Genomic DNA, 22829 nt, shown 5'->3' with positions numbered 1-22829 from the left:
GCTGCACGTGATCGAGAACCCCATCGGACAGCGTGACCGAAGGAGACACAGCGAATGGTCCACAGACACGCCCTGACCGGCCGCCGGGCGGCCCTCACCGCGCTCGGCGCGCTCGTCGCCGCCGGGCTCCCCGCCTCGGCGGCGGCCGAGCCGACGCCCGCGGCCGGTCCCCTGCCCACGGCCGCGCAGACCCTGGGCGCCGACCGGCCGTCGGCTCCCGTGCTGCGCGCCCTGCAGCGCGACCTCGGACTGACCCCGGCGCAGGCGTCCCGGCGGCTGGTCAACGAGGCGGAGGCGGGCACCCGGGCGGGGCTGCTGCGCAACGCCCTGGGCGACCGCTTCGCCGGTGCCTGGCTGCGCGGCACGACGTCGCAGGAGCTCGTGGTGGCGACCACGAAGGCCGCGGACGTGCCCGCGATCAAGGCGCAGGGCGCCAAGGCGGCCGTGGTGAAGAAGCCGCTGCGCGACCTGCGGGCCGCGAAGGAGAAGCTGGACGCGGCGGCGGCGAAGGCCGACACGCGCGAGACGCCGCTGTGGTACGTCGACATCCCGGCGAACCGGGTCGTGGTGGAGGCCGGGAACAAGGCCGCCGCGGCCGCGTTCGTGAAGGCGGCGGGCCTGGACGCCAAGAGCGTGACCGTGAAGGTGACGGCGAACCGGCCGCGTCTCATGGCCGAGGTCACGGGCGGCGACGCCTACTACATCGAGGGCACCGCCCGTTGCTCCGTCGGCTTCTCCGTCACCAAGGGCGACCAGCAGGGCTTCGCCTCGGCGGGCCACTGCGGCAAGCAGGGCGCGAAGACGACCGGGTTCGACAAGGCGGAGCAGGGCACCTTCCAGGCGTCCACGTTCCCCGGCAAGGACATGTCCTGGGTCGCCGTCAACGACAAGTGGACGGCCACGGCGAACGTGAAGGGCGAGGGCGAGCAGAAGGTGCAGATCACCGGCTCGGTCCAGGCGCTCGTGGGGGCCGCCGTGTGCCGCTCCGGCTCCACGACGGGCTGGCACTGCGGGAAGGTCGAGCAGCACGACACCAGCGTCAGTTACGCCGAGGGCAAGGTGGACGGGCTGACGCAGACGACGGTGTGCGCCGAGCCGGGCGACTCGGGCGGCCCGTACGTCTCGGGTGTGCAGGCGCAGGGCGTGACGTCCGGCGGCACCGGCGACTGCAAGAACGGCGGCACGACGTTCTACCAGCCGATCAATCCGCTGCTCGGCGACTTCGGCCTGACGCTGAAGACGGCGGAGGCCGAGGACCCGCAGCCGCAGGGCAACGTGGCGCAGGCGTGGGCCGCGGGCCGGGTGTACGAGGCCGGTGCCACGGTGGTCCACGCGGGTGCGCGCTACCAGTGCCTGCAGACGCACCAGGCGCAGGGCCCCTGGTCGCCCACCCGCACACCGGCGCTGTGGCACCGGGTGTGACGAGGGGTCAGGGCTGTCCGGCGCCGGAGCGGCCTGTGCCGTCGGTGCCGGACGGGCCCGGCCGTTCCTCGGCGAGCAGCCGGTACGCGGTGGCGACGAACGGGTCGTGGGCGCGGAAGCGGCGGGTGCACACGGCGGCCAGGGCCGTGCCGGTGTCGGGGCGGAAGCCCAGGAACGCCTGCTGGCCGAGGGTCGCGCCGCTGTGGAAGTACATCGGTCCGCCGTCGGTGGGGTGACGGAACCAGGCGATGGTGTGCACGTGCCGGTGTGTGAGGCCGCGGCGCAGCACGGGGACGCCCACCGCGCGCAGGGCCGGGGCCAGGGCCGGGGGCGCCGCGGCCGGGTCCAGGTGGGCCTCCAGGAAGGTGAGCAGGTCGTGCGGGGTGGCCCGGACGGCGCCCGCGGCCTGGAAGCCTCCGGCGTCGAAGGCGGGCACGGGGGACACGCCGTCCTTGCCGTGCCCGGCGGCGTCGTGGCCCGGTTCGTGCGGGTGCAGGGTCGTGCCGGTCAGGCCCAGCGGGCGCAGCACCCGCTCGGCGAGCAGCTCCTCCCAGGGGGTGCCGGTCGCGGCGGCCAGGGCGTGACCGAGCACGGCGACCCCGTAGTTGGAGTAGCACCAGCGGGTGCCGGGCCGGTGGCGGGGCCGGTGACGCAGGAAGGCGTCGACGACCCGGTCGGCCGGGAAGCGGGCGTAGGGGTTGGTGCGCCAGGCGGGCAGACCCCGGAGGTGGAAGCCGGCCGGCAGGGCGGGCAGCCCGGAGGTGTGCGTGATCAGGTGGGCGAGCGTGACCGGGTCGGCTCCGGGGGCCCTGGTCCCGTCCAGGAGGGCGGTGGCCGGTTCGCCGCCGGTCAGCTCGCCGGCGTGGATGAGCTCGGCCAGCAGCAGCCCCGTGAACGTCTTGGTGGCCGAGCCGATCTCGTAGCGCAGGTCCTCGCGGGGCAGCGGGGTCGGCGGTGCCGTGCCGCCGGTGCGCAGGGTGCGGTGGCCGTGGCGCGAGAGGGCGAAGACGGCGTCGGGCGCGTCGGCGGCGGCGACGGCCTCCGCGAGCAGGTCTCCGTCCGGTGGCGGGACCGGATCACCGTCCGGCGGCCGGCTCGATCGGCCGTCCGGTGGCGGGACCGGTTCGCCGGCGGGCCCGGGGGCCGGTCCCGGCGGTGGGTCGGGGGCGGGCCGTCGCGCGGCGTCGGGCCGGGTGTCTGGCCACGGGGTGGGCCGCAGTGCCGTCACGAGGCCTCCGCCAGTTCGGACAGCGCCCGGGACGTGGCCAGGACCGAGGCGAACGCGGCGACCAGCGTGGGGTGGTAGACGATGTCGAAGACCTCGTCGGGCTCGCCCTCGGGCATGGTGCGGATCGCCGGCATGGCTCCGTCGGGCTGCTGGGCGGCCGCGAAGGCGCGCCAGGCGCGTTCGTCCAGGGTGGGGCGGGGCAGGCAGGCGTCGACGACGAGCAGTTCGCCGAGCAGGTCCCAGCGTTCCAGGTCCAGCCAGTCGTCGATCCAGACCGGCAGCCAGGTGGCGAGGTAGTCGGCGATGTCCGGGGGCAGGCCGCCGGGGTTCTCGCCCCAGTCGGTGAGGTGGAACACCGTGTGGGTGACGTCGTAGGCGATGTGGCCCTCGACGGTCCAGGGTTCGGGGGTGCGGGCCAGCCAGGTGGCGCCCACCAGGTCGGCCTCGGGCGGGCGGGGCGTGAGGCCGTAGCGGCGCTGGAAGGCGGACAGGCCGAGGCGCCGCGTCGGGGTGACCTCGAAGGCGACCCAGCTGTCCAGCCGGTGGTTCAGGACGGCGGCCCGCTCCACCTCGGGATGGCTGTAGCCCAGTTCCTTGAAGGGCAGGTACACCTCGAAGGGGATGGGCGAGATCGGCTCCGTGCGCTGTCCGCGCACCAGCATGGCGCCGCCGTCGAGGGTCTCGCGCCAGGCGTGGTCGAGCAGTTTGCGGGCCAGCTCGGCCTGGCGTGAGCCGGCCACGCCCTCGCGGAACAGCACCTTGCAGATCAGGGCCAGTTCGCCGACGGGCTTGAAGCGCTCCAGGAAGCCGATCTCGGGGTCCACGTCGGGCTGCAGGCGGAAGCCGTCCCGGTGGGCCCACAGCCATTCGATGGCGCCCACCCCGACGGTGTGGATCAGGCGGGTGTCGGTCATACCGGTACTCCTTGTCCGGCGGTCAGCGCCGCCGCGAAGGCCGCCATGAGGGTGGAGTGGTAGTGGTGCGCGAAGTACACGGCGGGATCGCCCGCGTCGCCCTCCTCCGGCAGCGCGCCGGAGGCGTCTTGCGCCGCGGCGAGCCGCGCCCAGGCGTCGTCCGGGACGGTCTCGCCCGGCAGCCCGGGCACGCTCGCGGCCACGGCCAGCAGTTCGCAGGCGAGGTCCCACATCCGCGCGTCCAGGCAGGTGTCGATCCAGGGCGGCAGCCAGTGGGCCAGATAGTCCGTGAGGTCGTCGGGGACTCCGCCGCCGGCGCGTCCCCAGTCGGTGAGGTGGAAGACCACGTGGGTGAGGGCGTATCCGGCGGAGCGTTCGAAGGTCCAGGGTTCGGGCAGTCCGCCCAGCCAGGTGCGGCGCAGCGCCGGTTCACGTGGCTCGTCGCGGTGCATCCCGGCGCGTTCCTCGGCCTGGAGGACGCCGAGGCGGCGGGTGGGTTCCTGCTCGGTGAGCCGCCAGCCGCGGGTGCGGGCGACCGTGGCGGTGGCGGCCTCGTAGGCGGGGTGCCGGAAGCCGGCCGCCGCCAGGGCGGCGTAGACCTCCAGCGGGTAGGTGGCGAACGGTTCGAGCCGTTGCAGCCGGAGGAACAGTTCGCCCTCGCCGGTCTGCTGCCAGGCGAAGGCGAGCAGGTCGGCGGCCCGGGTGTGCAGGGGGTCGCCGGGAGGTGTGTGCCGGGTGACGGTCGCGCAGACCTGGGCCAGTTCGCCGAGCGGTTTCCAGCTGCGGTCGACCTGACCGTCGGCGGCCAGCGCGTCCTCGCCGAGCGCGAAGTCCGCGCGGCGGCCGGACGCCCACGCCAGGGCCGCGCGGGCCACGTCACGGACCTCCCGGGCCGGTGCGCTCACACCGGCGCTCCGGCGCGCAGCAGGCGTGCCGCCCGCACCTGGAGTTCCACCTGCGGGTCCTGGCCGCCCATCAGTTCCACGAAGTCCAGGCCCGCTTCGAGGCCCAGGGTGCCGGGGACGCCGTCGAGCAGGGTGAGCCAGCGCCCCGCTCCGGCGGCCTGCCGCCAGTCGCGGCGGCGCACGGCGCGGACGAATCCGCGGGCGACGTCCACGGGACGGCGTCCGGCGGCGCGGGTCACGGCGCACTCCTCGCCGGGCAGGGCGAGGGGGGCCAGCACGGCGAGTTGGTGGGTCAGGACCTGCCAGCTCGCGCCGTCCAGCCAGTCGGCGCCGGGTTCGCTGTCGTCGGTGGCGGAGGACGGGTCGAGCCGTCGCAGGGTGCGTGCCATGGCCCAGTGGCTCCACAGCACGGTCGGGGCCGCGTCGGCGCGGGGCGGGAAGGACTCCACGGCCTTGCGGAACACGGCGAGTTCGTCGGGGTCGGGTGGGGTGCCCAGCAGGACGGACGGCAGCAGCGTGTCGGATCCGAGCACGCGTACGGCCGCGAGTGCGATGCCTCCCGCGTCCGAGTCGGCCGCCCCGGGGGTGGCCGCTCGCGCGTGGTCTCCGCCCCGGAGGGCGGAGACCACACTGGAGGCGAGGTCCTGCACCGCGCCCTGCAAGAGGGTCGAAGTGCCTGACTGCTCCATTGACTACTCCCGTCGATCGCTAGCCCTTCTTCGGACGCGGGGTCGGCGGCGACAGCAGCAGCTTCGTGTTCCCGGAGGACAGCGCCAGTGCTGCGCACTCGCGGCTGTCGCGGTAGACGCCGTCCAGTTCGGCCGGGTCGAGTGCCGCCTCGATGTCGACGCTCGGAACACCCGTGACTTCCTTGATGACCTTTTCCTTGGAAGGCATAGCACCATCTCCTTGAGCTGAAGCGAGTACCTTCACCTTCCGGATCTCCGGAATCGGACAAAGCATGCCAAATTTCTCAGAATTCACTTCAATAACATTTTCAACTTCTCACCCGTGAGGAACCGCGTCGCGCGCCACCACCCGGACCGTGCGCACCGAGGAGTCGGCCGCGTCCGGGATGAGGACGCCGTGATCGGCGCCGCTGCGCAGGTAGTCCAGGACCGCGTCGGTGATCACCTCGCCGGGTGCCACCACCGGCACGCCCGGCGGGTAGGGGCTGATCATTTCCGCGGCGATCCGTCCCGCGGCCCGCTCGGCGGGCACGTGCTCGGCCGGGGCGAAGAACGCCGCCCGGGGCAGCATGGCCTGCTCCAGCTCCAGCACCGACGGCTCGGGCAGCCGCACGGGCGGGCGCCGCTGCTCGGTCTCGTCGTCGTCCGCGTGCGTGATCGAGGCGCTGATGCGGCAGCTGTCCGAGCCGCCGACGTCCACGTGACGACGGTCCCGCAGCCACTCCGCGGCCTGCATGCCGCTCACGCCGAGCTCGCGTACGTCGATCACGAGCTTGAGCGGGTCGAGGTCGGCGGCCAGCCCCTCCCGCACGACCTCCCGGCCCATCGGCCGCAGCCCCGGCAGCTCGCCGACCGCCGTCCGGACGCGTTCGGCGCGGCGGAGGGCGGTCTCCAGGAGCTCGTGCCCCTGCTCGACCATTTGCCGCCGCCAGCCGTCGAGCGTGGCGTACACGAGCGAGGAGGCGCTGGTGGTGCCCAGCAGGTCCTCGCGCTGTTTGAGAGCCTCGGGCGAGATGCGGTCGTACTGGAGGTGGAAGACGGAGCTCTGCTCCACCGCCCCGCCCATCTTGTGCACGCTGGTGACCACCAGGTCGGCCTCGGCGTCCATGCCCCAGGCGGGCAGGGCCGGGTGGAAGGGCAGGTGGGCGCCCCAGGCCTCGTCGACGATGACGGGCACGTCGAACTCGTGGCACACCCGGGCCACTCCCGCGATGTCCGCGCACGAGCCCCAGTCGGTGGGCGTGATCAGCAGCATGCCCTTGGCGTCGGGGTGTTCCCGAAGGCGCCGGCGCACGTCGTCCGGCTCGGGCGGGTGGGCCACGTGCCGTTCGGTGTCGAACTTCGGGTGCACCCAGATCGGTTCCACGCCGTTGACGACGACGGCCGCGACGACGGCCTTGTGCGCGTTGCGCGACAGCAGCAGCTTCTCCCCCGGCCCGGCCGCGGCGAGCATCGCGGTCTTCACGGACAGCGAGCTGCCGCAGGTGGAGAAGAACGCGTGCTCGGCGCCGACCGCGTCCGCCATGAGTTCCTGCGCCTGGCTGAGGACGCCCTGCGACTGGCGGCGGTCGTCCAGGCCGTTGAGCGAGAGCACGTCGGAGCGGAACACGTCCAGCCCGACGATCGCGGCGACCCGGGGGTCCACTCCCCTGCCCTGCTTGTGGCCCGGCGGGCCGTAGGCGATGTCGCCGCGGCGCCGGAAGTCCTCCAGCGCCTCCAGCACGGGCACGCGCGAGTGGTCCATGGTTCCTCCCGGATCCGGCCCGCCCTGCCGCCGCCGCGGCGTCCACGCTGTCGTGGCCGGCGGGTACACCGACCACCGTGTTGCACCTGGGCACCGCTTGAAACGCACGGGGTGGTGTCACCGCTGCGGTGGGTGAAACCCGTCGGGGACGGACCGGAACGGCGGCGCCCGCCCGGACCCGCGGTCCCGGGCCGGACGGGAGGCCGACCAGGGCCGGGAACCGCCGGTGCCGCACGCCGCCCCTGACACCGAGGAGACCCCGTGGCCCTGATCCGCGACGACGTGCACCTCGCCCTCCGCGCGGAGGTGGCCGCCCGGGCCGACGCGCTGTGGGACGTGGCCCTGCGGCTGCACGCCGACCCCGAGTACGCCTTCGCCGAGCACCGGGCGGCGGCGCTGCTCTCGGGCGAGCTGGAGCGCGCCGGGTTCGCCGTGGAGCGCGGTGTGGCCGGGATGCCGACCGCGTTCACCGGGCGCTCGGGCCGGGGCAGGCCCACCGTGGCGCTGCTGATGGAGTACGACGCCCTGCCCGGCCTGGGCCACGCGTGCGGCCACAACCTGATCGCGGCGGCGGGGCTGGGGGCCGCGCTGGCCGTGGCCGCCGTACCCGCGCCGGCCGCCGGTTCGGTGCTGGCCGTGGGCACGCCCGCCGAGGAGGGCGGCGGCGGCAAGGCCCTGGAAGTGGAGGCGGGCGTCTTCGACGACGTCGACGCGGCGCTGATGTTCCACCCGGGCGTGTACAGCTGGGCGCGGGCGCCGCTGACGGCGCAGGTGCAGTACCGGGTGGCCTTCCACGGCCGGGCGGCGCACCCCACGGGCAACCCGACCGAGGGCGTCGACGCGCTCGCGGCTCTGGTGGAGCTGTTCAACGTGCTGTCCGCGCTGGGGCGGCGGCTGCCGGAGGGCTCGCACGTGCAGGGCATCGTCACGCACGGCGGGACGGCGACGAACATCGTCCCCGAGTTCGCCGAGGGCCGGTTCGGTCTGCGCGCGGCGACGACCGAGGCGCTGGAGGAGCTCACCGAGCGGCTGCGGGTCTGCGCGGACGGCGTGGCACGGGCCACCGGCACCACCGCCGAGGTGGAGCGGGCGACCGTGCGCTACGAGCACTTCCGGGACAGCGAGGTGCTCTCCGAGCGGTTCGCCGCGCACCTGGCCCGGGCCGGGATCCCCCTGTCGCCGCCCGCGCCGGGCGTCTACCTGGGCTCGTCCGACATCGGCAACGTCAGCACGCGCGTGCCCGCGATCCACCCCTTCGTGGCGATCACCGGTGACGACGGCTCGGACCACACCCCGGAGTTCGCCGCGGCGGCCGCCTCGCCCCGGGCCCGTGCCGTGCTGGTCGCCGCCGCCGAGGCCCTCGCCTGCACCGCGGCCGACGTCCTGCTGTCGGAGGAACTGCGCGAGGAGGCCTGGGCAGGGCACCGGGCGGCGTGACTGGTTCGGCCGCCGCCGGGGAACCCGGCGGGCACCGGACCCGACGAAACCTGGAGAGGGCCATGAGTCTGTTGCGTGTGCTCGGCCGCCCCATGCTCGCCTCGATGTTCCTCACGGGCGGCATGAACTCCGTCCGCGACCCGAAGCAGGTCGCCGACGCCGCCGAGCCTGTCGTCCAATCCGTCACCGAACGCGTCTCGGCCCTACCCGACCGCACCGAGCAGGTCGTACGGCTCAACGGCGCCGTGCAGGTCGTGGCCGGGCTGATGCTGGCCACGGGACGCATGCCCCGCCCGGCCGCGCTGGCCATCGCCGCCACGCTGGTGCCCACGACACTCGCGGGACACCGCTTCTGGGAGACGGAGGACCCCGAGGAGCGGGCCCAGCAGCGCATCCACTTCCTCAAGAACATGTCCATGCTCGGCGGTCTGCTGATCGCCGCCGACGACACGGGCTCCCGCCCGTCCCTGCTGTGGCGCGGTTCCCACGCCGCCCGCTCCGTGCGGCGCGACGCCGGGCTGGTGCGGCGCTCCGTCCGCGCCACCGCGCGGCCGGCCGCCGCGGCCGGGCGGGTCCGCGCCAAGCTGCCCGCCTGAACGGCGGGCGGACCGCTTTGACCGCGCGTTAGCGCCCGAGGGCCGGGGGGACCCGGGGGCTGGAGGTGAAGGACATGGGACACGGAGGAAACGTCATCGACGAGCTGGTGACCGATCACCGCGAGGTCGAGGAGATGTTCGGCAGGATCGAGGCGCTGCCGTCCGGTCACCAGGACCGCAAGGTGTACGCCGACCAGGTCACCATGGAACTCGTGAGGCACTCGGTGGCCGAGGAGGCCTACCTCTACCCGGCCGTGCGCGAGCACGTGGCGGGCGGCGACGCCCTCGCCGACCAGGAACTGCGGGACCACGCCACGGCCGAGCAGATCATGAAGGATCTGGAGCGTTGCGACGCGGGCGACGCCGACTTCGACCGGCTCGTGGGCATGCTGATGAGCGAGATCCGCTCGCACATCGCCGACGAGGAGGGCAACCTGTTCCCGCGGCTGCGCCAGGCCTGTCCGATGGACACGCTGAACGAGCTCGGCGACAAGGTCCGCAAGGCGAAGAAGACCGCCCCGACCCGGCCGCACCCGGCGGCCCCCGACAAGCCCCCGGCGAACAAGCTGCTGGCGCCGGGCACCGGCATGGTCGACCGGCTGCGTGACGCGCTGTCCGGACGCGGCAAGTTCGAGTGACGCGGCCTCCGCCGCGAGCAAGAAGGGCCCGTCGCCTCGGCGACGGGCCCTTCCGCGTCGCCCGGGGCGGTTCCTGTGGCCGCCGTCACCTGCGGCGGGGCCGCGCCAGGCCATGATCGGCAGCTGTGATCAACCCCACTCGCGGGACCAAGTACCGGGCGCGTGACGGGCGTTGGCCCGGGCCGGGGCGCTACGCGAGGCACGGGCGGAGCCGGTACGGGGAGCCCCTCTGTCACGATGGTCCGCGCCGTGACCCGACGAGGGGAGCCACCGCGCAGCGCAGCCGGTGCTCTCGCGCTCCTCGTCCCCCTCCTGCTGAGTCCTCCGACTCGTCTTGCGAGTACCGCACTGTGTCTTCCGCGTCCTCCCCTGCCCAGCCCGCCTCGCGCTCGCCCTGGCGTGCGCTGAGGTACCGCAGCATGCGCTGGTGGTCCGTCGCCAACTTCGTGTCGAACGCCGGTACGTGGATGCAGCTCACCGTGCAGAACCTGCTGGTGCTGCAGATCACCGGGTCCGCCGCGGCGACGGGACTGTCCATGTCCGTGCAGGCGGCGCCCGCCCTGCTGATCAGTGTGCTGGGCGGGGCCGCCGTGGACCGCTGGCCCCGCAAGCTGACGGCCGCCGTGAGCCAGGCGCTGCTCGGCGTGATCGCCTTCACCACGGCCGTGCTGGTCGCGCTGGACCGGCTCGACATGACGTCGCTGCTGGTGCTGGCCGCCGTCACGGGTGTCGTCGCGACCGTGGACAACCCGGCGTGCGCGCTGCTCGGCAACGATCTCGTCCCGGCCGAGGACGTGCCCTCGGCCATCGGGGTCGGGGCGCTGGTGCACCAGGCGGGCCGGCTCGTGGGGGCGGCCCTCGCGGGCGTGGCCGTCGGGTTCCTCGGCACGGCCGCCGCGTACTTCGCGAACGGGTTGTCGTTCCTGTTCGTGGCGTCGGTCATCCCGTTCCTGCGGCCGGCGGCCGGGGCGGTGCGGCACGAGGCCGCACGGCCCGAGCGGCGTGCCCCGGACGCGGAGATGACCGTGCGGGAGGGGCTGGCCTTCTTCGCGCGCCGGCCGCGGCTGATGGCGCTCGCCGGCGTGACCGGCATCAGCGCGGTGTTCGGCCGCAACTACGGACTGACGCTGGCCGTGCTCGTCACGGGGCCGCTGGCGGGCGGCGCCGGTTCCTTCGGCACGGTGTCGACCGTGCTGGCGGTCGGAGGCATCCTCGGCGCGGTACTCGGCGCCCGGCTGCGCCGCCCGTCGGTGCGGCTCGTGGGCGCGCTGGCGGCCGCCGGCGGGCTGCTCCAGGTGGTGGCGGGCCTGTCACCGTCGCTGGTGGTGCTGATCGCGCTGGTGCTGCCGATGGCCGTGGTGGAGTCCGTCTCCGACACCGCCGGTACGGCCGTCCTGCAGACCGACCCGCCCGCCCACCTGCGGGGCCGGGTGCTCGGGGTGTGGGGCAGCATCGGCACGGTGTGGAGCCTGGGCGGCCCGCCCGCGCTCGGCCTGCTGATGGAGCTGGCCGGGGCCCGTGGCGCCCTGGTCACCGGTGGCCTGCTGATCGCGGCCGCGATCGGCACGGGCCACCTGCTGCACCGCCGCCGCGTCCCGGCACCGGTCCTGCTCCGCACGGGCGAGACGGGAGCCCCGGGCCGGCCGGCCCTGAGCACGGCGGCCTGAGCGGACCCGGGCGGGGCAGGACGTCGAGTCCCCCACCGACTCGGGGAAGCCCGGTATTCCGCCCCGCCCGCCCCGCTGTCGCCGGCGGAGTCGACGCGGGGGCTGCGACGTCAGGACCCCGAGCGGCGCGCCGCGCCCACCGCCGCCTTCGCCGCCCGGCGCGTCAGCAGGGTCGTGGAGCGGCCGTCCAGGTACGGGAGGACCACGGCCTGCCCGCCCCAGGTGCGCAGGACCTCGGCCTCCGGGAGGTCCTGGACGGAGTAGTCGCCGCCCTTGACCCACACGTCGGGCCGCAGCCGGGCCAGGACCGCCTCGGGGGTGTCCTCGTCGAAGACCACGACCGCGTCGACGCTGCCCAGCGCGGCGAGGACGCGGGCGCGGTCCGCCGCCGGGTTGAGGGGACGGCCCGGGCCCTTGCGGCGGGTGACGGAGGCGTCGGAGTTCAGGCACACGATGAGGCAGTCGCCGATGCGCCGGGCGCTCTCCAGCAGCCCGACGTGACCGGCGTGCACCAGGTCGAAGCAGCCGCCGGTGGCGACCACCGTGCCGCCCCGGGCGCGGACGCTCTCCGCGAGGGCGAACCCATCGGCCGCCGGGTCGTCCGCCGGCCCGCGCGGCGGCTCGGTGCGCCACAGGTCCGGATTGCCGGCGCCGCCCGCGGCGACGAACGCGGCCGCCTCGGCCACGGCCCGTTGCAGCGCCTCCTCGGGCAGCAGCCCGTCGGCCAGGGCGGCCGTCGCCGTCGCGGCGAAGCAGTCCCCCGCACCGCACGGGTCACCGGCGGCCCGGTAGGGCACCGGGACCAGCATCGGCGTGCCGGTGCCGGGCCGGGCCAGCAGCACCCCGCGCTCACCGAGCGTGACGGCGACGCCCGCCGCGCGCCAGCGCTCCGCGAGCCGCGCGGCCCGCTCGGCGTACGCGCCCAGGGACGTCTCCCCGGCTCCGGGGTGCAGGGCCCGCGCCTCGGCCGCGTTGGGCGTGACCAGGCGGGCTCCGGGTACGGGCGGGTCGCCCTTGGGGTGCGGGTCCCACACCAGCGGGGTGCGCCGGGCGGCGTCCTCCAGGTACTGCCGCAGCGCGCCCGCGGTGTGGCGGCCGTAGTCGGCCACGAGGATCGCGTGGGCATCGGCGAGGGCCCTGCGGACCTCGTCGTCGGGCTCGCCGGGGGTGCCGCCGCCGCGGTCGATGCGGACGACGGGCCGGCCACCGGCGAGGACGCGGGTCTTCACGGGCAGGGTGCCGTTCAGCGGGATCTCCAGCAGCCGGACCCGGCCGCGCAGGTCGCGCCGTACGGCCTCGCTGGCGTCGTCGTCGCCGAGCGCGGTCACCAGGACCACGTCCCGGCCGCCCCGGGCCGCGAGCGCCGCGGCGAGGCCGGCTCCTCCCGGATGCCGCCGGTCGGCGGTGACGTCGACGACGGGGGCGGGGGCGTCCGGCGCGAGCCGGGTGGACACGCCTTCGATGTCCTCGTCGAGGAGGACGTCCCCGACGACGGCGATCGGCTGTGGGCCGTTCATGAGGTGCTCCCCCGGGTGAGGACGGTGCGCCGTGCGAGGGGCGTGGCCACGGCCGTGTCGAAGCACTCGCAGAGCAGGTGGACCGCGACGAGATGGGTCTCCTGGACGTTGGCCGTGCTGTCCGCGTCCACGCACAGGGCCTCGTGGGCGGCCTCCGCCAGGGGGTTGGGGCCGCGCCCGGTGAGGGCCCAGACGCGCAGGCCGGCCTGCCGGGCGGTGACGGCGGCCGCGACGAGGTTGGCGCTGCGGCCGGAGGTGGACAGCAGGAGGAGGACGTCGCCGGGGCGGCCGTGGGCGGTGACCTGGCGGGCGTAGACGTGGTCGAAGCCGTAGTCGTTGCCGATGGCGGTCATGCTGGACGTTTCGGCGTGCAGGGCGATCGCGGAGTAGGCGCGGCGTTCGCGGCGGTAGCGGCCGACGAGCTCGGCGGTGAGGTGCTGGGCCTGGGCGGCGCTGCCGCCGTTGCCCGCGGCGAGCAGCCGGCCGCCGTCGGTGAGGACGTCGGCGAGCCGGGCGCCCCAGTCCGCGATCCGGTCGAGACCGTCCCGGCGGAACCGGCCGAGGGCCTCCTCCAGTGACTCGCAGTGCAGACGCGCGGCGTCGAGGGCGGGGTGCGCGGGGAGTTCGCTCATGCGGTTCGGGCGGGCCGTCGTGGGGACGGCGGGCCCACACCTCCTTCGGGCTCTGGGCGGGCCGGCCGGTTCAGCCGGCGCCGGTCGCGGCGGGCTCGGCGTCGAGGACCTCGCAGTAGGACGCCTCGGTGGCGGCGGCGACCCGGTCCCAGCCGTACCGGCTCAGCACCCGGCGGCGGCCGGCCGCGCCGCAGGCCGCGCGGGCGGCCGGGTCGGCGAGCAGCCCGGCCACGGCTCGGGCCAGTGCGTGCGGGTCGCGGGGCGGGACGAGCCGTCCGGTGCCGGGGTCGGCGACGGTGTCGAGCTGTCCGCCGACGGCGCTGGCCACGACCGGCACGCCGCAGGCCATGGCCTCCAGCGGGACGATGCCGAAGGGCTCGTAGTCGGCGGGGCACACCACCACGTCGGCGGAGCGCAGCAGCGCCGGGACGTCCTCACCGGCCACGGCGCCGGTGAAGCGGACCCGGTCGGCGACGCCCGCGTCCCGGGCGATGCCGCGCAGGCGGCGGACCTCCGGGTCCTCGTCGAGCCGGTCGGCGGGCGGCCCACCGACCACGACGAGCTCGGTGCCGGGCAGGTCGGCCAGGGCCGTGACGGTGACCGCCGCGCCCTTGCGCGGCACGAGCCGGCCCAGCTGGAGGAGCCGGTGCGGGTGCGGGCCGCGGGGTGCGGCCGGTCCCTGCGGGGTGAACCGGTCGGGGTCGACGCCGCACGGCACGATGGCGACCTTGTGGGCGGGTATGCCCATGCGGGCCAGTTCGACGACTTCGTCCCGGCAGGTGGCGATGACGAGGTCGCACCCCAGGCCGACCTCGATCTCGCCGGGTATCCGCTCGGGCGGGCTGGTGTCGGCGAGCCGCTGGTGCCGCTTCTTCACCGTGCCGAGGGCGTGGTACGTGTGCAGCAGGGGCAGCCCCCGCGCGCGGGTCGCGCGCAGCGCGGCCAGGCCCGACATCCAGTAGTGCGAGTGGACCAGGTCGGGGGCGCGGCTGCGCCAGGCGCGGGTGAGATAGCGGCCGAACTCGTCCATGTGCGGCAGGAGGGCGTCCTTGGGGAGCGGCTCGGCCGGCCCGGCGGGCACGTGGTGCACCTCGACGCCGTCGCGCAGCGCCACCCGGGCGGGCAGGCCGGGCGCGTCGCGCCGGGTGTAGACGGTGACCCGGTGACCGCGGTCGGCGAGGGCGCCGGCGAGGCAGGCGACGTGCACGTTCTGCCCGCCGGCGTCGACCCCGCCGAGGGTGGCGAGGGGGCTGGCGTGCTCGGAGACGAGCGCGATGTCCAGGACACCGGGGGCGCGCGGGTCACCGCCGAGCGGCCCGGCCGGGAAGGGGCTGAGGGACGGGGTCATGAGCACACCTCCGTGATCAGGCGCTCCCAGTCGGCCAGGAAGCGCTTGAGCCCGTAGCGTTCGAGGGCCGCCTGCCGGGCCCGGGCTCCGTCCGCGGCCGCCGCCTCGGGTTCGTGGAGGTAGCGGCGGGCCGCGCGGGCCAGGACGTCGGGGCGGGTGGAGAGGGTGCCCGCGCCCGGCGGGACGGCCTCGACCGCCTCGGTCGTGGCGAGCGCCAGCACGGGCATCCCCAGGTGCATGGCCTCCAGCAGGGACAGGCCGAGGGAGGTCCAGCGCACCGGGTGCAGGTAGACACGGCGTTCGGCCATGGCCGGGTGCAGCTCGGCCTGCGGCAGGTCGGCCGTCCGGCAGCGGTCGGACGGCAGGCCGAGGTGTCCGGCCAGCCCTTCGGTGCCCATGCCGAACACGTCGAGGGGCACGGCCTCGGCCAGGACGGGCAGCAGGTCCGTGCCGGTGTACCGGGCGCGGCGCACGGGTTCGTTGACGACGACGGCGGCCCGGGCGAGGCGGCCGGTGTAGCGGTGGCCCGGGTCGACGATGCCGTGTTCGATGACCGCGGTCCGGGTGGTTCCGCAGTCCCAGAACAGCCGGTTGAAGTGCGTGACGTGCACCAGCGTCAGATCGGCGCGGTCGGCGCACGGGTGCCGGGTGTCCGGGACGTCGCCGTCGGGTGCGTTGTGCTCCAGGTACACGGCGGGCACGTCCCGGCCCGGGCGGCGCCCGCCGAGCCAGCGCTCGGCCAGCTCCCGCTCGTGCGGCCGCTGCAGGAGCACCAGGTCGACGGGCGTGTCGCGCAGTTCCTCGGGCGTGACCTCGCGGACCGAGGCGGGCCAGGAGAAGGTGCGGGCCCGGCCGAGGCCGTCCGGGTCGCGGCCCGGGGTGACCGGGACGAGGTAGGTGTGCGGGCCCTGGACGAACGCGGTCGTCCAGGAGCCGTGCACGTGCCACAGCAGGATGTTCATACGGTCGCTCCTCGCTCCGTCTGTTCTCCCTGGTCCACCGCGTCGCCGGTGAGGGCCGCCACGGCGGCGAGCACCTCCGCGTCGCCGATGCCGTCCAGGCAGGGGTGTCCCGGCACCGGGCAGTGCCGCGCCCTGGTGTCCGCGCACGCGGCGTGCGGGTCACCGAGCAGGAGGTGCGGGACGCCGTAAGGGGCCCACCGCTCGGCCGGTACGACCGGTGCGAACAGGCTGACGACCGGGGTGCCCACGGCGGCGGCGAGATGCGCCGGGCCGGTGTTCCCCGCGACCACCGCCCGTGCCCCGGCGAGGACCCCGGCCAGCTGCGGCAGGTCGGTCGCGCCGCCGAGGTCGAGGGCGTGCCGGCCGGCGACCTGGGCGGTCAGCTCGCGTTCGGCGCGGCCGCCGGTGACGACCACCCGGTAGCCCTCGGCGGACAGCGCGGCCACCGCCCGGGCCGCCCGGGTGGGGCTCCAGGCCCGCGCGGGCACGGCGGCGCCCGGGTGGACGACGACGTACGGGCCGGGGCCGGTGAGGTGGGACGTGCGGGGTGGTGGGGTGACGCGCAGCCGACCGTCGTCACCGGGCGGCAGGGCGAAGCCCGCGGCGCGGGCCAGGTCGAGGGCCGCGCTCACCTCGTGGCGGTGCGGGAGCCTGCGGTGCCGCAGGTCCAGCAGCGCGCCCGGGTAGTCCTCGCTGTCGGCGGCGACGCGGGAGACACCGGCCAGCTTCAGCAGCAGGGCGACCGGCAGCGGGCTCTGGTGGTACGACACGAGCACCAGCGCCCGGTCGAAGCGGCCCGCGGCGAGCGACGCCATCAGCCGCCGGGTGGCCGCCCGCGTCACCGGCGTGGGCTCCAGACCGACCCAGGGGGCGTCGTAGGTCAGCACGTCGTCCACGCCGGGCAGCATCCGCCCGGCCGCCGCGCCCTGCGGCCCGCACAGCAGCGCGGTGTACGAGGACCCGGCCGCGACGGCCCGTACGGCGGGGCCCGCGAGCAGCACGTCACCGGCGCTGTCGAGACGCACGACGAGGGTGCGGGGCGGGCGGCGCCGGGACCGGAACGGATTCATCGCGCGCCTCCCTCGGGCCGGGGCACGGCGGAAGCCCGGCCCACGGCCGCGGACGCCCGTGCCGCGGCCGGGCACCGCGTGGAGCGCCACCGCGGCGCGTCCGGCACCGGCGCTTGAGCGCATAGGGCTCGCCGCCGTCCCGGGGTGTCCGGTCGCGACCGGGCTGCGGTCAGGGCACGGCACGGCAGCACGCCCCGTCGCGACCACGCCGACGGTGGCAGCGGGCGTCGCGGCGGGCCCGGCCGCATCCACTGCCCCGGCGACGACCGGCCCCGGAGGCGCGTGCCGGGGCGGGGGGCGGGGGGCGGCAGCGGTCGGCCTCGCCGCCGGGCACGGGGCGCGGTGAGGTCGATGAAGGCGGCTGCCCGGGCAGGCGGGGACGGCGGGGTGCGGTCGTCGGTTGCGCACGCCCCGAGGAGCCGGCGGGGGCCGATGGCACGGTTCATGACCGCAGCCGTTCCTTGACCGGCGGGCGGGGCGTGGCCGTGGGCTCCGTGGTCCCCGGCGCCGTGTGCGGGCGGGCCGTGCGGTGCGCCACGCGTCCGCGCAGCCAGTGCCAGGTCGCGGCGGGCGGGACGAGGGCGCTGGTGACGGCCATGGTGAGCACCTCGTCGCGGGTGCGGGGCCCCGGCAGGATGCGGGCCAGGGCGAACTCGGCGGTGCCGGCCAGCCAGGCGGCGGTGCAGGCCCCGGCGAGGCGGTGCCGGCCGAGCAGGGCGCAGCCGACGGCCGTCACGGCGGCCCCGGTGACGGCGAGGTGCGCGGGCAGGCGCCCGCGCGACGCGCCGGCCCGGCGCCACCAGTGGCGGCCGTGCAGCCGGGTCATCAGGACGTCGTCGGCGTTGCCGGCCTGGAGCCGCACGGAGATCCAGCGCCCGGCGGGCCGGACGGGATGGGTGGTGGTGCGCCGCCCGCCGGTGAGGGTCCAGCCGGCGTCGAGCATCCGCAGGGCGAGGTCGGCGTCCTCCCGGAAGGCCCGCCGGAAGCGTTCGTCGAAGCCGCCGACGGCCAGGAGCGCGGCCCGGCGGTAGGCCATGTCGGCGGTGATCCAGTGGGCACCGGCGAGCCCGGCCGTGTTGCGTTCCCAGTCGGTCGGGCGGCGGTCGGACGGCAGGGGCACCTCGATGCGGGCGGTGATGCCGGCCGTCCGCTCCGACGCCGCGGTCAGGTCGAGGATCAGGTCGTCGCCCCAGGTGGGTCCGGGCACGACGTCGTCGTCCAGGAAGACGATCCAGGGGACGTCACCGGCGGCGCGCCAGCCCAGGTTGCGCGCGGCGGCGGGCCCGCGCGCCCCGCCCGGTACGACGACGGTGCGGGCGCGCAGGGCGGGCGGGACGTCGGCGGTGAGGGCGACCCGTGCCGCCTCGGGCCGGTCGTCGACGAGGACCACCCGTACCGGCCCGGGCCCCGCCGCCTCGGCCAGGGCGTGCAGGCAGGCGCTCAGACTGGGCCGGCCGAGGGTCGGGATCACGACGGCGTACTCGGCGTCCCGTGCGGCGCCGCCCGGGGCGGTCATCGGGGACCTCCCGCGGCGTCGGAGCGCAGGCCGTCGCGGTCGCCGGTGCGGAAGAGGTCGCCGCGGCGGATCGCGTACGGGCCGATGGCCAGCAGGTCGACGGGCGAGGAGCCGAAGCACTCCAGGGCGTCGCGCGGGTCGTCCACCATGGGCCGACCGGCCGTGTTGAGGCTGGTGTTGACCACCACGGGCAGCCCCGTGAACCGCTCGAACGCGCCGAGCATGCGGGCGACCAGGGGTTCGCGGCCGGGGTCGACGGTCTGGATGCGGGCGGTGCCGTCGACGTGCACGACGGCGGGGATCCGCTCCCGCCAGGCCGGGGCCACGTCGTGCACGAACAGCATGTACGGGCTGGGCAGCGGTCCGTCGAAGATCTCGGCGGCACGGTCGGCCAGCACCATGGGCGCGACGGGCCGGAACTGCTCGCGTCCCTTGACGTCGTTGAGGCGCTCCAGGTTGCCCGCGTGCCCGGGGTGGGCGAGCAGGGAGCGGTGGCCGAGGGCGCGCGGGCCGTACTCGGAGCGGCCCTGGAACCAGGCCACGATGCCGTTGTCGGCGAGGGCCCGGGCGACGGTCTCGGCGATGTCCGGGGGCCGTTCGAAGGGGACGGCCGCCGTCTTGAGCCAGGCGCCGAGCTCCGCGTCGGACCAGTCCCGGCCGAGGTCGGCGCCGGTCATGGGCTCGGGCCGGTCGCCCTCCACCGCGGACAGCAGCAGGGCGCCGCCGAGGGCGGTGCCCGCGTCGCCTGCGGCCGGCTGCACCCACACCCGGGAGAAGGGGCCCTCGCGGGCGATACGGGAGTTGGCGACGCAGTTGAGGGCGACGCCGCCGGCCAGCGTGAGCACGCTGTCGTGGGTGCGGCCGTGCAGCCAGCGCACCAGGTCCAGCAGGGTCTCCTCCAGCACGGCCTGGGCGCTGGCGGCGACGTCGGCGTGGTCCTGCGTCCACGGCTCGTCGGCCCCGCGCGGCGCGCACAGTTCGTGCCAGGGCACCGCGTCGGCGTGGAAGCCGCCGTCACCGGTGGGGTACACGTGGCGGCGCAGTTCCGTGAGCATGCGCGGGGTGCCGTGGGAGGCGAGCGCCATCACCTTGAACTCGTCGGAGGAGCGCAGGAAGCCGAGGTGCTCGGTGAGTTCCTCGTAGACCAGGCCGAGCGAGTGCGGCAGTTCCTGGCTGTGCAGGGCCTCCAGCCGGTCGCCGACGCGGCGGGCGGCCAGGTGGGAGGCGCGTTCGCCGCGGCCGTCGAGGACCAGGACGGAGGAGTCGCCGGCGTCCGGTGCGGCGAAGGCGCCGGAGGCGGCGTGCGCCATGTGGTGCGGCACGAACCGCACGAGACCCGGGTCGAGTCCGGGCAGGGCCGCCGCCAGGAACCCGGGGGCCTCCCGGGCGTAGGTGAGCCGCAGGTGGTCCCACGGGTCGTCCAGGCCCATGGCGTCGGCGGGCCGGGCGAGCGCCGGGTCGAAGGAGTAAGTGACCGCGTCGAGGTCCTGCGGGCGCAGCCCGGCCCGCTTCAGGCACCAGGCGGCGGCCTTCTCCGGCAGCTCCCAGGCGGAGAAGGGCAGGGGCCGCTTGCCGTGCTTGCGCCGGGAGAACCGCTCTTCCTCGGCGGCGGCGACGGTCCGCCCGTCGACGACGAGGGCGGCGGCGGGGTCGTGGAAGAGGGCGTTGATTCCGAGGATGCGCATGGGGGTGGCGGGCCTTTCGGCGGTGGGGACGGGACCGGGCGAGGCGCTGCGCGCGGAGGGCCGGGGCGGGTCAGTCGTCGGTGCCGTCCTCGCGGAACCAGGCGATCGTGCGTCGCAGCCCTTCCTCGGCGCGCACCTGCGGTTCCCAGCCGAGCTTGTCGCGGGCCAGGGTGATGTCCGGGCAGCGCACGGCCGGGTCGTCCACCGGGCGTTCGATGAAGCGGATGTCCGAGGGGGATCCGGCCAGTTCGACGACGAGGCGGGCCAGGTCGAGCATGGTGATCTCGGCCGGGTTGCCGATGTTGACCGGGCCGCGCATGCCGTGGGCGGCCGCGGCGAGGATGCCGCGGACGGTGTCGTCGACGTAGCACAGCGACCGGGTCTGGCGGCCGTCACCGGTGACGGTGAGGGGTTCGCCGTCCAGGGCCTGCCGGACGAAGGTCGGCACGGCGCGCCCGTCGTGGCCGCGCATCCGGGGGCCGTAGGTGTTGAACAGCCGCACGATGCAGGTGTCGGTGCCGTGGGTCTCGGCGTGGGCGGTGGTCAGGGCCTCGCCGAAGCGTTTGGCCTCGTCGTAGACGCTGCGTGGCCCGACGGGGTTGACGTTGCCCCAGTAGCGCTCGTCCTGGGGGTTCTGCTGCGGGTCGCCGTAGACCTCGGAGGTCGAGGCCAGGACGAAGCGGGCCCGGTTGGCGTGCGCGAGTTCCAGGGCGTTGCGGGTGCCGAGGCTGCCCGCCTCCATGGTGTGCAGCGGCAGCCGCAGGTAGTCCGCCGGGGAGGCCGGGGAGGCGAAGTGCAGCACGAGGTCCGGCGGGCGCTTGATCCGCAGCGCCTCGGCGACGTTGGCCTGCACGAGCGTGAAGCCGGGCCGCTCCAGCAGGGGCGCGATGTTCTCCGGCCGGCCGGTGCTGAAGTCGTCCACGCAGGTGACGGCCGCGCCGGCGTCCAGCAGGGCGGTGCACAGATGGGAGCCGACGAACCCGGCGCCACCGGTGACGACGGCGTGTTCCCAGCTCCGCGAGAAGTCGGTGGTCATGTCGGTCTCTCCTCCGTCAGCGGCGTCACGGCACGGCACGACGGTGGGAAGAAACCCGGGCCGCCGAAGGTGGCCGGAGGCCGTCGAGCCCACGCTCAGCGTCCGCCCAGGGGGGAGACGGGGCACGGTCGCCTACGGCAAACCGGTGAGTCACGGAGAGTGAAGGACCGGGCGGAGGAGCCTCGCGGCCGGGATACCCGCAGGTCAGGCGAGCGGGGTGCGACCCGGGTGCCGACAATGCGGGGGTGCGCCCCGGCCTCGGGCCGTGAGAGGGCGGCCCGGCCTCAGGCGATGAGAGTGCGGCCCGGCCCTCAGGCGATGAGGGTGCGGCCGGGGTTCAGGCGGTCGAGGAGCTGGTGGTGGTGCAGTTCCACGACGGGGGCGAGCAGGTCCGGGTGGCGCAGGAGGGCCGCGGCGCCGCGGTCACCGGCGTCGGGCGCGACGAGCCGGCGGAACTCGGCCGGCGAGCCGGTGCCGTGACCGCTCTCGGCGAGCGCCGCCACCGCCCGGGCGGCCAGTTCCGGGTCGGTGAGCAGACTGGCCGCCCAGCTGGCCACGACCTCGTCCACCCAGGTGCGCCAGGCGTGCGCGTCCTCGTCGTCGCCCGGGACCGTGTCGGCGCCGGTGATCGTGTCGGCGCCGGTGATCCAGTCGAGCCGCGCGGATCCGCCGGGGCCCGCCATGCCGAGCAGGGCGGCGTCCATCTCCGTCGGGTACCGCAGCCACGCGGCGGCCGTCACGGCCTGCCGGGCCTGCACCTCGCAGAGGGCGGAGGCCAGGGCGCCGCCGGTGGCGGGGAAGGCGCGCGTGAGCCACTGGGCGGTCGCCGCTATGACGGGGGAGAGATCTGCGTGCACTGCCGGGCCGTCCGAGGGGAGGGGGCGGGGTCTGGTCGTAGACGGTAACCGCCGCTCGCCGGAACCGGACGTGATCGGGACCTCGTCCATGGCGTGGCCTCGGCCACATCGGCCGGGCCGCGTCACGGTCGCTCCGGGCGCCGCTCCGGCGTCCGCCACCGGCAGCGGCCGGATGCCGGAGCCGGCCCAGGATCGTTTCGCGGGCGGGCCGGCCGGGCACCCGGCCCGCGTGTCGCGTCAAGGACCCGGGGGCACCGGCCGGGACCGGACCCCGAGGTTCCGGCCCTCGGCGCGTGTCCTGCGCTTCGACGGGTGGATCGCGGGGGTCGGCACGGCGTCCGGCACCCGGGTCGTGCTCGGGCACTGGCCCGGCTCGCCGTTCGGCCCGTTCAGCGACCTGATGGTCGAGGAGGCCGACGGGCACCGCCTGCTGCTGGCGCCCTCGCGGGAGACGGCGGACTTCGTCGCCGGTACCTACCTCTTCGACGAGGTGCGGGTCGTGCCGGTCCGGGTGCGGATCACCGGCCGCCGCCACTGGACGGTCAGCGCACCACCCCTCGACCTGCGGTTCAGCACCGGCCGGAGGGCGCTGGCCGGTCTCGCGCTGCGGGCCGTGCCCGGCCGGGTCGCCACCAGCCCGGGGTGGCTCGCGCTGTGGGACCGGCCCGCCCGGCTGCTGCTCGGGGCAGGCACGCACGGCGGCGTCCGGTCCGGCCGGCACCAGTGGTACGGCGCCCGCGACCTGCACCCGGTCGTCTCGGCCACCGTCGCGCGTGAGGGCCGCGACCTCGGCGCCCTCGCCCCGGTCGAGCCGCCCGTGCGGTTCGGGTCCGGTTCGACCCCCCGCCGGCCGTCCCTGGTCCGCATCACCACCCACGTGGCCGTGGCACGGGACGGAAGCAGCGCCTGAGGAACCCGTCGCGGGCGTGGCGGCCGGACTGCCGCCGTGACCGGGCCCGGCGGCTG

At 75.9% G+C, this 22829-nt stretch carries 21 protein-coding genes; 6 read left to right on the top strand and 15 right to left on the bottom strand.

The genetic code is table 11. From position 1 onward, the window contains the following. The first annotated feature begins 54 nt into the window (after window positions 1–54). Window positions 55–1422 (top strand): alpha-lytic protease prodomain-containing protein, encoded by a 1368-nt coding sequence (locus ACIGAQ_RS27645; RefSeq protein WP_399787313.1) that lies wholly within the window; start codon window positions 55–57, stop codon window positions 1420–1422. 7 nt (window positions 1423–1429) lie between these two features. Here ACIGAQ_RS27645 and ACIGAQ_RS27640 read toward each other — a convergent pair whose 3' ends face one another. The 6 genes from ACIGAQ_RS27640 to ACIGAQ_RS27615 all read right to left on the bottom strand — a co-directional run bounded on the left by ACIGAQ_RS27640 (window position 1430) and on the right by ACIGAQ_RS27615 (window position 6902). Then, window positions 1430–2650 carry a serine hydrolase domain-containing protein gene (locus ACIGAQ_RS27640; protein WP_399787310.1) on the bottom strand — a complete coding sequence of 407 codons (1221 nt, stop codon included), beginning with the start codon at window positions 2648–2650 and terminating at the stop codon, window positions 1430–1432. After that, entirely contained in the window at window positions 2647–3564 is a 918-nt protein-coding gene (locus tag ACIGAQ_RS27635; RefSeq protein WP_311678757.1) for a DUF6895 family protein, read from the bottom strand. The genes ACIGAQ_RS27640 and ACIGAQ_RS27635 overlap by 4 nt, the downstream gene beginning before the upstream one ends. Continuing rightward, window positions 3561–4469 (bottom strand): DUF6895 family protein, encoded by a 909-nt coding sequence (locus ACIGAQ_RS27630; protein ID WP_399787306.1) that lies wholly within the window; start codon window positions 4467–4469, stop codon window positions 3561–3563. Before ACIGAQ_RS27630 ends, ACIGAQ_RS27635 begins: the two co-directional genes overlap by 4 nt. Then, the gene (locus tag ACIGAQ_RS27625) at window positions 4466–5158 is read right to left on the bottom strand and encodes a hypothetical protein (RefSeq protein ID WP_399787303.1); all 693 of its coding nucleotides are present in this window, start codon (window positions 5156–5158) and stop codon (window positions 4466–4468) included. Before ACIGAQ_RS27625 ends, ACIGAQ_RS27630 begins: the two co-directional genes overlap by 4 nt. Before the next feature lie 19 nt (window positions 5159–5177). Then, entirely contained in the window at window positions 5178–5366 is a 189-nt protein-coding gene (locus ACIGAQ_RS27620; protein WP_311678761.1) for a hypothetical protein, read from the bottom strand. A gap of 108 nt (window positions 5367–5474) precedes the next feature. Further along, on the bottom strand, window positions 5475–6902 hold the full coding sequence (locus tag ACIGAQ_RS27615) for an aminotransferase class I/II-fold pyridoxal phosphate-dependent enzyme (RefSeq protein WP_399787299.1): 1428 nt from the start codon (window positions 6900–6902) through the stop codon (window positions 5475–5477). A 261-nt stretch (window positions 6903–7163) separates the two neighbouring features. On the opposite strand from ACIGAQ_RS27615, the gene ACIGAQ_RS27610 reads away from it, so the two are divergent. From ACIGAQ_RS27610 to ACIGAQ_RS27595, 4 genes are all read left to right on the top strand, one after another. Continuing rightward, entirely contained in the window at window positions 7164–8339 is a 1176-nt protein-coding gene (locus ACIGAQ_RS27610) for an amidohydrolase (RefSeq protein ID WP_399787296.1), read from the top strand. Between the two features lie 62 nt (window positions 8340–8401). Continuing rightward, on the top strand, window positions 8402–8935 hold the full coding sequence (locus ACIGAQ_RS27605) for a DoxX family protein (protein ID WP_399787293.1): 534 nt from the start codon (window positions 8402–8404) through the stop codon (window positions 8933–8935). A 74-nt stretch (window positions 8936–9009) separates the two neighbouring features. Beyond that, window positions 9010–9573, top strand: a complete 564-nt coding sequence (locus ACIGAQ_RS27600; RefSeq protein ID WP_311678768.1) for a hemerythrin domain-containing protein — start codon at window positions 9010–9012, stop codon at window positions 9571–9573. A 419-nt stretch (window positions 9574–9992) separates the two neighbouring features. After that, window positions 9993–11240, top strand: a complete 1248-nt coding sequence (locus ACIGAQ_RS27595) for an MFS transporter (protein ID WP_399787289.1) — start codon at window positions 9993–9995, stop codon at window positions 11238–11240. 110 nt (window positions 11241–11350) lie between these two features. Here the strand turns inward: ACIGAQ_RS27595 and rfaE2 are convergent, their stop codons facing one another. The 9 genes from rfaE2 to ACIGAQ_RS27550 all read right to left on the bottom strand — a co-directional run bounded on the left by rfaE2 (window position 11351) and on the right by ACIGAQ_RS27550 (window position 21863). Then, window positions 11351–12757: a D-glycero-beta-D-manno-heptose 1-phosphate adenylyltransferase gene (rfaE2, locus tag ACIGAQ_RS27590; protein ID WP_399787286.1), complete on the bottom strand. Its 1407-nt coding sequence runs from the start codon at window positions 12755–12757 to the stop codon at window positions 11351–11353. Then, entirely contained in the window at window positions 12754–13389 is a 636-nt protein-coding gene (locus tag ACIGAQ_RS27585) for an SIS domain-containing protein (RefSeq protein WP_362279886.1), read from the bottom strand. Before ACIGAQ_RS27585 ends, rfaE2 begins: the two co-directional genes overlap by 4 nt. Before the next feature lie 70 nt (window positions 13390–13459). Continuing rightward, complete coding sequence (locus ACIGAQ_RS27580) at window positions 13460–14737, bottom strand: glycosyltransferase (protein WP_399787282.1); 1278 nt, start codon at window positions 14735–14737, stop codon at window positions 13460–13462. Further along, on the bottom strand, window positions 14734–15699 hold the full coding sequence (locus tag ACIGAQ_RS27575; RefSeq protein WP_399787279.1) for a glycosyltransferase: 966 nt from the start codon (window positions 15697–15699) through the stop codon (window positions 14734–14736). Before ACIGAQ_RS27575 ends, ACIGAQ_RS27580 begins: the two co-directional genes overlap by 4 nt. Beyond that, entirely contained in the window at window positions 15696–16769 is a 1074-nt protein-coding gene (locus ACIGAQ_RS27570) for a glycosyltransferase family 9 protein (RefSeq protein ID WP_399787276.1), read from the bottom strand. The genes ACIGAQ_RS27575 and ACIGAQ_RS27570 overlap by 4 nt, the downstream gene beginning before the upstream one ends. A gap of 442 nt (window positions 16770–17211) precedes the next feature. Further along, window positions 17212–18285, bottom strand: a complete 1074-nt coding sequence (locus ACIGAQ_RS27565) for a glycosyltransferase (protein ID WP_362279876.1) — start codon at window positions 18283–18285, stop codon at window positions 17212–17214. After that, window positions 18282–19970 carry a carbamoyltransferase gene (locus ACIGAQ_RS27560; RefSeq protein ID WP_399787273.1) on the bottom strand — a complete coding sequence of 563 codons (1689 nt, stop codon included), beginning with the start codon at window positions 19968–19970 and terminating at the stop codon, window positions 18282–18284. The genes ACIGAQ_RS27565 and ACIGAQ_RS27560 overlap by 4 nt, the downstream gene beginning before the upstream one ends. 70 nt (window positions 19971–20040) lie before the next feature. Beyond that, complete coding sequence (locus tag ACIGAQ_RS27555) at window positions 20041–21006, bottom strand: NAD-dependent epimerase/dehydratase family protein (protein WP_362279872.1); 966 nt, start codon at window positions 21004–21006, stop codon at window positions 20041–20043. Window positions 21007–21317: 311 nt separating this feature from the next. Continuing rightward, window positions 21318–21863 (bottom strand): hypothetical protein, encoded by a 546-nt coding sequence (locus tag ACIGAQ_RS27550; RefSeq protein ID WP_399787270.1) that lies wholly within the window; start codon window positions 21861–21863, stop codon window positions 21318–21320. A 229-nt stretch (window positions 21864–22092) separates the two neighbouring features. On the opposite strand from ACIGAQ_RS27550, the gene ACIGAQ_RS27545 reads away from it, so the two are divergent. Continuing rightward, window positions 22093–22773, top strand: coding sequence for a hypothetical protein (locus tag ACIGAQ_RS27545; protein ID WP_399787267.1), 681 nt, complete (start codon window positions 22093–22095; stop codon window positions 22771–22773). Window positions 22774–22829 lie beyond the last annotated feature (56 nt).

It is taken from the genome of Streptomyces sp. NPDC085932 (genome assembly GCF_044540525.1).
Lineage (GTDB): Bacteria > Actinomycetota > Actinomycetes > Streptomycetales > Streptomycetaceae > Streptomyces > Streptomyces levis.
Note: the sequence above shows the minus strand (reverse complement) of the source record. Positions and strands in the feature narration are given on the sequence as shown.

Bases quoted from the DNA above. Each gene is read 5' to 3' on its own strand.
- ACIGAQ_RS27645 (WP_399787313.1), top strand. From the start codon at position 55: ATGGTCCACAGACACGCCCTGACCGGCCGCCGGGCGGCCCTCACCGCG.
- ACIGAQ_RS27635 (WP_311678757.1), bottom strand. From the start codon at position 3,564: ATGACCGACACCCGCCTGATCCACACCGTCGGGGTGGGCGCCATCGAA.
- ACIGAQ_RS27625 (WP_399787303.1), bottom strand. From the start codon at position 5,158: ATGGAGCAGTCAGGCACTTCGACCCTCTTGCAGGGCGCGGTGCAGGAC.
- ACIGAQ_RS27620 (WP_311678761.1), bottom strand. From the start codon at position 5,366: ATGCCTTCCAAGGAAAAGGTCATCAAGGAAGTCACGGGTGTTCCGAGC.
- ACIGAQ_RS27615 (WP_399787299.1), bottom strand. From the start codon at position 6,902: ATGGACCACTCGCGCGTGCCCGTGCTGGAGGCGCTGGAGGACTTCCGG.
- ACIGAQ_RS27605 (WP_399787293.1), top strand. From the start codon at position 8,402: ATGAGTCTGTTGCGTGTGCTCGGCCGCCCCATGCTCGCCTCGATGTTC.
- ACIGAQ_RS27600 (WP_311678768.1), top strand. From the start codon at position 9,010: ATGGGACACGGAGGAAACGTCATCGACGAGCTGGTGACCGATCACCGC.
- ACIGAQ_RS27595 (WP_399787289.1), top strand. From the start codon at position 9,993: ATGCGCTGGTGGTCCGTCGCCAACTTCGTGTCGAACGCCGGTACGTGG.
- rfaE2 (WP_399787286.1), bottom strand. From the start codon at position 12,757: ATGAACGGCCCACAGCCGATCGCCGTCGTCGGGGACGTCCTCCTCGAC.
- ACIGAQ_RS27585 (WP_362279886.1), bottom strand. From the start codon at position 13,389: ATGAGCGAACTCCCCGCGCACCCCGCCCTCGACGCCGCGCGTCTGCAC.
- ACIGAQ_RS27580 (WP_399787282.1), bottom strand. From the start codon at position 14,737: ATGACCCCGTCCCTCAGCCCCTTCCCGGCCGGGCCGCTCGGCGGTGAC.
- ACIGAQ_RS27575 (WP_399787279.1), bottom strand. From the start codon at position 15,699: ATGAACATCCTGCTGTGGCACGTGCACGGCTCCTGGACGACCGCGTTC.
- ACIGAQ_RS27570 (WP_399787276.1), bottom strand. From the start codon at position 16,769: ATGAATCCGTTCCGGTCCCGGCGCCGCCCGCCCCGCACCCTCGTCGTG.
- ACIGAQ_RS27565 (WP_362279876.1), bottom strand. From the start codon at position 18,285: ATGACCGCCCCGGGCGGCGCCGCACGGGACGCCGAGTACGCCGTCGTG.
- ACIGAQ_RS27560 (WP_399787273.1), bottom strand. From the start codon at position 19,970: ATGCGCATCCTCGGAATCAACGCCCTCTTCCACGACCCCGCCGCCGCC.
- ACIGAQ_RS27555 (WP_362279872.1), bottom strand. From the start codon at position 21,006: ATGACCACCGACTTCTCGCGGAGCTGGGAACACGCCGTCGTCACCGGT.